The organism is Priestia endophytica, assembly GCF_026790145.1.
GTDB classification, from domain to species: Bacteria; Bacillota; Bacilli; order Bacillales; family Bacillaceae_H; genus Bacillus_I; species Bacillus_I endophytica_A.
Genome location: NZ_JALAMS010000054.1, coordinates 164720 through 175600 on the forward strand (window position 1 = coordinate 164720; position 10881 = coordinate 175600).

The 10881-nt window shown below is 35.1% G+C and carries 13 protein-coding genes; 8 read left to right on the top strand and 5 right to left on the bottom strand.

What is annotated here, in order from left to right:
* The first annotated feature begins 32 nt into the window (after positions 1-32).
* Genes MOC86_RS25570 through MOC86_RS25580 form a run of 3 tightly spaced genes read left to right on the top strand, consistent with a single transcriptional unit; the run spans position 33 to position 2648 of the window.
* Positions 33-911 (top strand): carbohydrate ABC transporter permease, encoded by an 879-nt coding sequence (locus MOC86_RS25570; RefSeq protein WP_268586730.1) that lies wholly within the window; start codon positions 33-35, stop codon positions 909-911.
* 23 nt (positions 912-934) lie between these two features.
* Positions 935-1795 carry a carbohydrate ABC transporter permease gene (locus MOC86_RS25575; RefSeq protein ID WP_419146689.1) on the top strand — a complete coding sequence of 287 codons (861 nt, stop codon included), beginning with the start codon at positions 935-937 and terminating at the stop codon, positions 1793-1795.
* Between the two features lie 13 nt (positions 1796-1808).
* Positions 1809-2648 (top strand): fructoselysine 6-kinase, encoded by an 840-nt coding sequence (locus MOC86_RS25580; protein WP_268586709.1) that lies wholly within the window; start codon positions 1809-1811, stop codon positions 2646-2648.
* Positions 2649-2682: 34 nt separating this feature from the next.
* On the opposite strand, the gene MOC86_RS25585 is transcribed toward MOC86_RS25580, so the two are convergent.
* The 3 genes from MOC86_RS25585 to MOC86_RS25595 all read right to left on the bottom strand — a co-directional run bounded on the left by MOC86_RS25585 (position 2683) and on the right by MOC86_RS25595 (position 5407).
* On the bottom strand, positions 2683-3423 hold the full coding sequence (locus MOC86_RS25585) for a GntR family transcriptional regulator (protein WP_268586710.1): 741 nt from the start codon (positions 3421-3423) through the stop codon (positions 2683-2685).
* A 573-nt stretch (positions 3424-3996) separates the two neighbouring features.
* Positions 3997-4878, bottom strand: coding sequence for an alpha/beta hydrolase (locus MOC86_RS25590; protein ID WP_268586711.1), 882 nt, complete (start codon positions 4876-4878; stop codon positions 3997-3999).
* Between the two features lie 88 nt (positions 4879-4966).
* Positions 4967-5407, bottom strand: a complete 441-nt coding sequence (locus tag MOC86_RS25595) for an Rrf2 family transcriptional regulator (protein WP_268586712.1) — start codon at positions 5405-5407, stop codon at positions 4967-4969.
* Between the two features lie 311 nt (positions 5408-5718).
* Here MOC86_RS25595 and MOC86_RS25600 point away from each other — a divergent pair, with 311 nt between their 5' ends.
* Together MOC86_RS25600 and MOC86_RS25605 are read left to right on the top strand one after the other, a co-directional pair.
* Positions 5719-5961, top strand: a complete 243-nt coding sequence (locus tag MOC86_RS25600; RefSeq protein ID WP_268586731.1) for a YfzA family protein — start codon at positions 5719-5721, stop codon at positions 5959-5961.
* 402 nt (positions 5962-6363) lie between these two features.
* Positions 6364-7197 carry a metallophosphoesterase gene (locus MOC86_RS25605; RefSeq protein WP_268586713.1) on the top strand — a complete coding sequence of 278 codons (834 nt, stop codon included), beginning with the start codon at positions 6364-6366 and terminating at the stop codon, positions 7195-7197.
* Between the two features lie 114 nt (positions 7198-7311).
* On the opposite strand, the gene MOC86_RS25610 is transcribed toward MOC86_RS25605, so the two are convergent.
* Both MOC86_RS25610 and MOC86_RS25615 read right to left on the bottom strand, forming a co-directional pair.
* Complete coding sequence (locus tag MOC86_RS25610) at positions 7312-7674, bottom strand: hypothetical protein (protein ID WP_268586714.1); 363 nt, start codon at positions 7672-7674, stop codon at positions 7312-7314.
* A 147-nt stretch (positions 7675-7821) separates the two neighbouring features.
* Positions 7822-8718 (bottom strand): LysR family transcriptional regulator, encoded by an 897-nt coding sequence (locus MOC86_RS25615; protein ID WP_268586715.1) that lies wholly within the window; start codon positions 8716-8718, stop codon positions 7822-7824.
* A 179-nt stretch (positions 8719-8897) separates the two neighbouring features.
* Between MOC86_RS25615 and fumC the strand changes: the two genes are divergently transcribed.
* The 3 genes from fumC to MOC86_RS27575 all read left to right on the top strand — a co-directional run.
* Positions 8898-10286, top strand: a complete 1389-nt coding sequence (gene fumC, locus MOC86_RS25620) for a class II fumarate hydratase (RefSeq protein ID WP_268586716.1) — start codon at positions 8898-8900, stop codon at positions 10284-10286.
* 67 nt (positions 10287-10353) lie between these two features.
* The gene (locus MOC86_RS25625; RefSeq protein WP_268586717.1) at positions 10354-10647 is read left to right on the top strand and encodes a transposase; all 294 of its coding nucleotides are present in this window, start codon (positions 10354-10356) and stop codon (positions 10645-10647) included.
* 131 nt (positions 10648-10778) lie between these two features.
* The coding region (locus MOC86_RS27575) for an IS3 family transposase (RefSeq protein ID WP_419146690.1) at positions 10779-10881 on the top strand (103 nt) is incomplete at its 3' end.

Sequence of the window (10881 nt, forward strand, 5' to 3'; positions counted from 1 at the left end):
TTCCTTTTTTATAAGGGAGTGAAAAAATGAGAATGAAGTTAAATCGATTAATACCGTACTTATATCTTCTTCCAGCCTTAGCGTTTTTATTACTTGTTTACATTCCAATCTTTCAAAATATTTTTGATAGCTTATACGAATGGAGTACCTTTTCTCCTGAAAAAGCATTTGTAGGATTAGATAACTATATTACCCTTTTCAAAGATCCTGTCTTTTATGAGGCTTTAAAAAATAACGTCCTTTATGCTGTAATCTCGATTGTTTTTCAAGTTTTCGGAGGATTAGTTGTTGCCGCTATATTAGAAGATAAATTAATTCGTAGATTCTCACCCCTTTTTAGAACAGTTTATTTCTTACCTGTCGTTGTCTCGATGACTGTTATTGCTTTACTTTTCACTTTTTTCTATAACCCTGAAGTTGGATTGTTAAATCAGTTTCTTAAAATGATTGGGTTAGAAAGTCTAGCAAAACCATGGTTAGGAGATAGTGATACAGCTATTTATGCTGTTATTGCAGTGTCTCAATGGCAGTCTATCGGTTATATTGCGATGCTGTACATTGTTGCTATTCAAAAGATTCCGCCTGAGCTATATGAAGCAGCAGAAATTGATGGCGTAAATAAAATTCGTCGTTTCTTTCATATTACAGTGCCCCAAACAAAAGAGATGACATTTGTAGCTGTTATTTTGACTCTTACAGGAGCCTTTACGGTTTTTAATGAGCCTTATATTTTAACAGGAGGAGGACCTGGTACTTCTTCTGAGGTTCTTAGTACGTATCTTTATAAAACGGCTTTTTCTCAAGATATGATGGGCTATGCTTCTGCAATTGCTACAATTATTTTAATCATTACGCTACTTCTTTCACTCTTTCAAATGAAAGCATTTAAAACAGGGAAGGGGGATGAATGATGCAAGTTCCTAAACAAAGTATGATGACTCCAGAAACGATACGTGATGTGAAAAGAGTAAAAAGAAAGAAAGGATACGGAAGCGCAACATTCGTCTATGCTGGGTTAATTTTCTACTTTCTTATTATTGCTTATCCATTATTATGGATGGTAATGAGCTCTTTTAAAAGTACAGAGGAAATCTTCACAAACAGCTGGTCACTTCCGGAAACATGGTTAGTTGAAAATTACGTAGCTGCATGGGAGAGCGGAATTTCTTCCTATTTCTTAAACAGTGTAATCGTTACAGGCTTGTCTTGCATATTGACGGTTTTTGTTAGTGCGCTAGGTGCCTATGGATTATCGCGTTTTGAATTTAAGGGAAAAACGTTTATTCTTGTGATTTGCTTAGGAGGATTAATGCTTTCACCTCAAGTCAGCTTAATTCCTTTATATAACATTATTCAAAAACTAGGACTTTATAACACACATTGGGCTTTGATCTTGCCTTATGTGGCATATCGCATCCCTCTGACAATCTTGCTTATTAGAGCTTATTTTCTATCCATTCCAAAAGAATTAGAAGAAGCAGCTCGTCTTGATGGTTGTACAAGTATAGGTATTTTATTTAGGATTTTTATTCCAATGAGCGTACCTATTTTGTTAACAACAACCATTTTGACAGCGTACTACACGTGGAATGAGTTTATGTTTGCAATCATCTTTATTGATGATGATAGCTTACGCACGATTCCAGCTGGATTAATGCAGTTCAGAGATGCCTTGCAAACAGACTGGGGCGTACTGCTAGCAGGCTTAACAATATCAGCAGCACCAATCGTTATTTTGTTTTTATTTATGCAAAAATACTTTATCAGAGGCATTGCTAGTGGAAGTGTCAAATAAGGGAGGACTTACAATGAAACTAATTGGAATTGGAGATAATGTTGTTGACTATTACAGAGATCAGGGAAAGATTTATCCAGGGGGAAATGCTCTAAATGTAGCGGTTTTCTATAATCGTCTTACAGATGATCCTTGCGCATATATGGGGATTGTCGGAAACGATGAATGTGCTGCACATGTTATCGATTCATTGAAGCAAGAGGGAGTTGATACGAGCAGAGTAAGAAGGGCAATTGGTGAAAATGGAATGGCTTTTGTTGCACTAGATAAAGATGGGGACCGTGTTTTTGAAGGTTCAAATAAAGGAGGCATTCAATCAAGGCTTGGCCTTATTTTAGATGAGCAAGATATTGATTATATTAGCAAGCATGATCTCCTTCATACAAGTGTATTTAGTCGTTTAGAATACCGTCTACCACAATTGAGTGAGGTTATCGATATTTCGTTTGATTTCTCGACAAACTACGAAGATGACTATTTAAAAAGAGTGTGTCCATACATTCATTATGCCTTTTTCTCAGGAAGTGATTTATCTGAAGAAGAGTGTATGGAACTAATGAAAAAAGCTCATTCATTAGGAACAAAAATGGTTTGTATAACACGAGGTGGAGAAGGGGCTCTGCTTTCTACTCATGATAAGATATTCAAACAACCGATTATTCCTACCGAAGTTGTTGATACATTAGGAGCAGGAGATTCTTTTATTGCAGGCTTCCTTTCTTCATATGGAGAAGAGCTAGATGTAGCTAAAGCAATGCAAAAAGGAGCAACTGTTGCTTCCCAAACGTGTCAAAATTATGGAGCTTTTGGATATGGAAAAGAGTATAATCCAAATTATAAAATGGTTCAATAAAGAAAGACTCTGCCTAGTTTAGCAGAGTCTTTTCTTATTCCCCATTTGACATTGAGCTATCAATTGTAAATGTTACGCGATTTGCAGGATAGTAAAGAAAAGAAGAGTGAATGGGTCTTTTTTTGGCATCATAGGCCACTTTCTCTACTTTAAAAAGAGGCTCTCCTACTTCACATTTTAAATGCTTTGCTTCATCGGCATTGGCAAATACCATGTTTAATAACTTTTTGTTATGAACAGGGGTTACGTTATAATACTTTTTAATGGTTTCATACATTGAAACAGAATTATGAACATATTCGTTTAACTTTGGTAGCAGTTCTAAAGAGTAATGAGAAATTTCTAAGGTGAGGGGCTGGTCATCGTAAAATAAAATACGCTGTAGTTCAAGAATATCACTTTCAGGAGAAAGGGACAAAATATCAGCAATGTTTGCTTTTGCTGCTTTAAGTCCAAAAGACAGCATTTTTGTTTTAGGCACTTTCCCCATTTCAGACATATATTCCGCATGTCCGTTGACAGCGAATAGCTCTCTTTTTGCTTTTGGGTACTGTACAAATGTGCCTTTTCCTTGCTGACGTGTAAGAAGACCGTCTTCGACGAGATCCAATATAGCTTTTCTGACAGTAATACGACTTACTCCATATATATCACATAAATCTGTTTCAATTGGTAGTTTTTCTCCTGGTGAGTAAACGCCTTTATTAATATCTTCAGTAAGCGTTTGTTTTAATTGAATATACAAAGGTGTAGAACTATGAGTGTTTAGCTTCATGTTTTCCCTCCTTTTAAACAACTGTTGAACTTTGATTATACCATAACGTCATGTGATGTTATAAGACAAATCAAGGTTTAAATCATTTAATTTAAGGTGCTGGATATTTTATGGGGGAGGTCTTGAAGATATTATGGATAATACAGAAGATACATATGTAAACCTTGATTTAAATAAAGGTAATAAAAAGTCCTGTTCTAATATGAATAAGACTTTTTTTCTTTTTTATATTCCCTTTGTATTTATTTCCTTATTCTCTTATTAAAAACGTTTGTAAAAGTGTATGTGTTTTCAAGGAGATTTGTAATTTAATTTTTAAGTTAAATGAACATCAAAAAGGATAGATTTATTATAAAAAAGAAAAGTCTGTAAACCTACACTTTTGCGGACGTTCATTTTGCGAACTATTTGTTTGTATTCACTTTTTATGGAATATAAAGGTGATTAATGGATATGGGAATTATGCTCGTTCATAATAGAAAAAAAGCGCCAACTCGTTTTTATTAAACAGGTTTGTGCTTTTTTACTATCTCTAACATGTTTTACGTTAACTCAATTTATATAGTGTATATATTATGACTTCAGTTTAAATTCAAAGAATGATTTAACAATAGCCATGGTTTGCTTTTGTGTGAAGGCATCATGCCCTGCTCCTTTAATCCGATACATAGTAGCATCATTGCCTGCTTGTCTAAGTTTATTAAATAGTTCTACACTTTGTTCATAGGGCACAACATCATCCGCGTCACCATGCATGATTAAAATAGGAGGTGCATCAGTATGTACATATTCAATAGGACTTGCTTGTTGGGCTTTAGTTTTATTCTCTTGAACGGCTCCTCCTATCAGTTTAGATTCTGGTGATTGTGGAGAATCATGGTCAAATACGGATGGATATTGACTCATAGATAGAAAATTGGTAGGGCCAAACCAATCTACTACTGCTTGCACACGACAGTCTTGAAGATGTTTTTGGTTACTCTCTGATGCTGTCAAGCCTGCTAGTAAAGCTAAATGTCCGCCTGATGAGTCTCCCCATATTCCGATTTTTTCAGGATTGATATTGAATTTGGAAGCATTTGTTTTAAGAAAGCGTATAGCCGTCCTTACATCTTCTAGTTGTGTAGGAAATAGAGCTTCCGAACTCAGACGATATTGAACGCTAGCCACAGCAAACCCGTGTTTAGCAATCTCAGATAATTGTGGAATGAAGGCGAACAAATCTTGATTACTCCACCCCCAACCGCAGCCTTGTAGATAAATGATTAAAGGATAGACTTCTTGATTTTCTTCTCGTTGAAATAAGGCATCCATTGGGTTTCTATATACCAATAAATTCAGCTTTAGGGACGAATCTCCAATCTTAGAATAGGAAAGGTTTGGAATAAGTTGAACGTAGGAATTTACGTTTTGTTCCCAACTAAGCTCTTTAATTTCTGATTCAAAGTTCACCATTTAATCAATTCCTCCTTGAGTGTTGGATGATGTTTTCTAAGAAAACAGCGCTAGTTGTAAGTAATTCACTTACAACATATATAAAAAATTATGCTTCCGTAGAAGCATTCTCTTTTTTGATAATCAATTCCGTAATTTCCTGAATAGAAACCTCTCGTAGAACCCCTTCCATAGCTTGTTGAGCCTTTAATAAAAAGATATCTAAAATCTCTTGGATATTAGATCCAACCCAACAGTTTGGATTAGGGTCTTCATGCCAGTGAAAAAGTTCTCCTTCCATTACTACATCAACAGCTTTATAAACATCATACAAAGAAATAGACGTTGGTGCTTTTAATAAATAAGCTCCACCTGACCCTCGTTTTATGCCAATAAATTCAGCTTTTTTCAAAAGACCACTGATTTGACGGATATAACCTGCATTAATATTTACACTATTAGCAATTTGTTGTGAAGTTAAATGATCGCTGCGGACGTTAATGAGGGAAAGGATATGTACGGCAATGGTGAACCGATTACTAATCTTCATTCTATCACCCCTCGTTGTTAATAATATACTTACAACGGAAAAGATTGTCAACTAAAAAGTAAGTCAATGATAGGAAAATAGCTCAATGTAAATGGTATGTAATAAGTAAGTAGAAAAGGTGATAGGTACTTTATTAGAATTTATATTTCTCTTTTTAAAAAAATGTTAATATTTATGAAAACAGTACATTTTAGAAGAAGGAAAACTTATTAATTGTTATATTGAAAGAAGGAGAAGGGTGATATGAGGAATAATCAAAGAAAACAAAAACCTTTTTTAAAAAGAGATGGTTACAAACCCTTATAGCATTACTGGCTTTACAATTAATCTTTATCCTCTTAGATAATTCTTCATGGTTGCAAAATTTTAAAGATGGATCCTTAACGGGTGCTGTTTCTAACCATAAGATTTTTACTGAATGGTTTTCTCCATATGAAATGCCACAATTAAATTTTTTCACTGCATTTTTCGCCATTGTTTTACTTCCATCCGTGATAACGGGGGCAATAAAAGACATTTCTTCAAGGAAACAAACTAATAATCATACTAGCTAACTAGTCTGTCATTCAGTGCTATTTGAGGTAGAGTATAACCAGACAGAACAAGTGTAGAATATTTCGTCACTGATAAAAAAATTTAGTAAAATATTTTATACCTTGTTACAATTGGCTGGACTTACATACTCTAAAGAAGGAATGTACTAAAGGGTAACATCTTAAACTTGTATGGGTTTGTTGCTGTAATTCCTGGTTTACTTATTTCTTTATGGTCCATATTTGTTTTAGTTATGTGGTGGGGATAATTATTAATATGTTCGAATTTAGGGAAAAGAAAAAGCGTAAACTCGTTACTGCATTAATCCTATTTCTCTTTTTTTCTCCTCATCTTTTTAAATATGGAGAAAGACGGTATGATATTTAACTATGGACTCAATAAAACTCAAAGGAGGAGAAGAATTGAGAAAGAAGAAAAAGAGGTGGATAGTTATATTTCTTGCACTAATTTTCTTGCTATTCTTCTGTTATTTTCAAAATAACTCTATTGCAATAACAAAAATGACGATTAGTTCAAGAAAGATTTCATCAAATATGAATGGGTATAAAATTGTGCAGCTATCGGATCTTCACAGTAAGGAATTTGGGGAAAACCAAGGCAAGTTAGTTCAAAAGGTTAATAAGCTAAAACCTGACTTGATTGTATTTACAGGTGATTTGGTTGACTCAGAAAAATATAATGAAGAAATTAGTATGAGATTAATGGAGAAATTAGTGGAAATTGCTCCTACTTATTTTGTGACTGGAAATCATGAATGGTGGTCAGGGAATTTCCACTCGTTAGAAAGTAAATTAAATGATATAGGTGTACACGTAATGAGGAATACAGCAGATGTAATAACTATGGGAGGGAGTAAAGCTTATATTGTAGGAATTGATGATCCGGCTCAGGGGATTGACAGTTACGAAGCTATTACACGTTCTGCTAAAGGACTTAAAGAAGAACCATTTAAAATTTTGTTAGCCCATAGACCGGAAATGTTTTCTCTTTATGTGGAGAATAAATTTGATTTAGTTTTTTCGGGTCATGCGCATGGGGGACAGGTTAGAATGCCTTTTGTCGGTGGTTTAATTGCACCTAACCAAGGATGGTTTCCAAAATACACAGCTGGAAAGTACACTTCCGATAACACTACAATGATTGTGAATAGGGGCCTTGGAAACAGTGTTATTCCTTTAAGGATATTTAATCGTCCAGAAATAGTTGCTGTAACACTAAGATCAATAGATGACTAATTCTGTAGTTTAATAAAGTTTAGTTAGTAAGTTTTTTTTATAAAAACATACATAGATAAAAAAGAGAGACCAAACGAATATTTGGTCTCCCACTTATTATTTCTCCGGCCTAATTTAAGATTGAACAAAATTAATTAAATCTGGATTCAACGCTACATAATGTGGCATCCAACAATCTGAATTCTCAGTGCCGATTTCATGGTCATTCAAACACACTCTATTCATGCCATCTAACCCATCATAACCACAACATCCGTTTAACCTACTGCCGTCAGAATGATAATTAGAATTTATTAAATCTTTAACATTAATAATAATAAAACCTTTTGTTTGTATATCTTCTTGTCCATCGTCAATTATAAAAAATCCTTGAGGAATATAATCTTTACCACTATTTTCGTCAAGTAAATTTAAATCCTTTAATTCAGTTAAATTTTTAGATACCTCTAGTTTGCAAGCGTTACAAATTAATTTCATGTTGAGTAAAATACCTCCAAAGATTATCACCATTTCTAATGTAACATACTTCTTATTTTATAGATTAATATAATACTTTAAAAAGGTCTCCTTAGTGGTTTATTTCCGATAAATAGTGTTATGTTAACTAGAAATACATATTACATCTTATTTTTCTATGTCATTCACTTGATCAAAATGATTAATAATATACTGCTTGAAACTTTCAGCAACGGGGGATAGATATTTTCCTTCAATCCATGAAAGCCCAACTGTACGTTGAAAGCTTGGTGAAACAATGCGTACCTTTGTAAGATTTGTTTGATCTAATCCTTTAAGATCCGGAAGAATGGAGACTCCTAAGCCAGCAGCAACGAAACCTGCGATCGTAGCAGCTTCTTCCCCTTCAAATACAATATTAGGACGAATATTCGCCTGTTCAAAAATCTGATCAATGGTCACTCGAAGAGCGTAGCCTGCTCTCATTAAAATAAAGGGCTCTTCAGCAATGTCCTCTATGGTGACACGTTCTCGTATAGCTAGCCTATGTCCCTTAGGAAGAAACAAAAAAAGCTCTTCATTCCATAAGGGAGTCCAATTCACAGGGGGTTCAATAGGGAAAGAAGCAAGTAAACAGAGATCTAATTCACCCGATTTTAGCTTTTCTTGAAGCCAATTAGAGTGGTTTTGATGGAGTTGAAAATGCACTTTAGGGTATTTCCTCTTGAACCCTGCAATTAAGCTAGGAACTATACTGGTCCCCAGTGTATGTAAAAACCCCAGCGATATTTCACCTTGATCCGGCTTTAAAAGGGACTGAATTTCTTCCTTCCCTTCTTGATACTCTTTCATAATAGAATCGACTCTTTTGAGGAATATTTCTCCATATTTATTTAATTTAATCGAGCGCTTTTGTCTATCAAACAGGGGAACACCTAAATGGTTTTCTAATCTCACGATAGAGCGTGAAAGAGCAGGCTGGGTAATGGATAAAATTTCAGCAGCTTTAGTTACATGTTGAATCCGAGCGAGAGTTTGGAAGTACTCAAGTTGTTCCCATTCCATTAATAATTCGTCTCCTTTAACATTTGCATTACATATAAACATTGAAAACATGTTTATTATGCATTATACATCATAAACCATCAATGCTAGTATTACTTTATTAGAAAAGTTTTAGACTAATCTATTTTGTTTTTATAAAAAACGGATGATATTTAGTGCATGTAAGAGGAGGAACTGGAATGAATTATAGAATAGAAAAAGATACCCTTGGAGAAATAAAGGTGCCTGCCGATAAGTTTTGGGGGGCTCAGACTCAACGTAGTAAAGAGAACTTCAAGATAGGCACTGAGAAAATACCTGAACGTATGGTGAAGGCCTTTTCTATACTTAAGCGTAGTGCGGCTAAGGCTAATCATCGCCTTGGTAATTTAGAGAGTGAAAAAGCAGAAGCAATTGTAGTTGTTTGTGATGAAATACTTAAAGGTAAGTACAATGATAATTTTCCACTTGTTGTTTGGCAGACAGGAAGTGGTACACAAAGTAATATGAATATGAATGAAGTTGTAGCAAATCTGGCGACGACATTGTTACAAGAAAAAGGGTCTACAACTACAATTCATCCAAATGATGATGTGAATCGTAGTCAAAGCTCAAACGACACGTTCCCTACAGCTATGCATGTGGCAGGCGTTTTGGCTATTTATGAACAGTTGCTCCCTGCAATTGATCAACTTCGTCATACATTAGATGAAAAAGCAAAACAATACAAAGACATTATAAAAATTGGACGTACCCATCTTCAAGATGCAACACCTCTAACTCTTGGACAAGAAATTAGTGGCTGGGTCCATATGCTTGATCGCTCAAAAGAAATGATTGTGGAAGCAACGGAAAAGATGCGTGAGCTAGCGATTGGGGGGACTGCTGTAGGAACAGGGATTAACGCCCACCCACAATTTGGAGAGGGTGTATCAGATGAAATAACACGTTTTACAGGTCAACTTTTTAAGAGCTCACCGAATAAATTTCATGCGTTAACGAGCCATGATGAAATGGTGTATGCACACGGAGCTTTAAAAGCACTTGCTGCAGACTTAATGAAAATTGCTAACGACGTGCGTTGGTTAGCCAGTGGTCCTCGATGTGGTATTGGAGAAATTATCATTCCCGCAAACGAACCTGGGAGTTCTATTATGCCAGGAAAAGTAAATCCTACTCAAAGTGAAGCCATGACGATGGTGGCGGCACAAGTGATGGGAAACGATGCAACCATCGGCTTTGCAGCAAGCCAAGGAAATTTTGAACTTAACGTGTTCAAACCGGTTATCATTTATAACTTCCTTCAATCAGCAAGACTTCTTGCGGATTCGATGCAAGCATTCAATGACAAGTGTGCCGTAGGGATCGAACCAAATATTGAAAAAATCCAAGAGAATGTACAAAATTCCCTTATGCTTGTAACAGCTTTAAATCCTCATATTGGATATGAAAATGCAGCTAAAATTGCAAAATATGCTCATCAAGAAGGTTTAACCTTAAAAGAATCAGCTCTCAAACTTAACTTGTTGACAGAAGAGCAATTTGATAACATCGTAAGACCTGAAAACATGATTAATCCTTCTATATAATATTAATAAAGGTGGAGATGGTACGATAAACTGGACACTAAATTAAGAGAAAAAGGTGATTCGGTTTATGGGTAGAAAAGTTTATGATCGTCAATTTAAAATGGCTGCAGTTCAGTTGGTGCTGGAAGAGAACCTATTTGTAAAAGAGGTTGCGAACGAATTATCTATTCATCCCAATACGCTATATCGTTGGATAAGTGAATATGAAGAATATGGGGAAAGTGCGTTTCCAGGTCGTGGAAGCGCACTTTATAATTCTCAGTATGAAATGAAAAAGCTCAAGCGTGAGAATGAAGAACTTAGAAAAGAGCTGGATTTACTAAAAAAGTTCCGGGTCTTCTTGAAGAAAAAGAATGTGTAAGATTTCAATTCCTAAAAGAAAATAAACACAAATATAACATCAAGAAGGCTTGTAAAACGTTAAACATCTCACGATCAGGTTACTATGAATATTTACAGAGAAAACCTTCTAAAAGGGCTTTAGAGAACAACGTGTTACGTGCGGAAATAGAGGAGATATTTAAGGAACATAAGGGGCGGTATGGATCCTTAAGAATTACAAAGGTTCTTGAGAAGAAGGGAATCAAGGTAAATC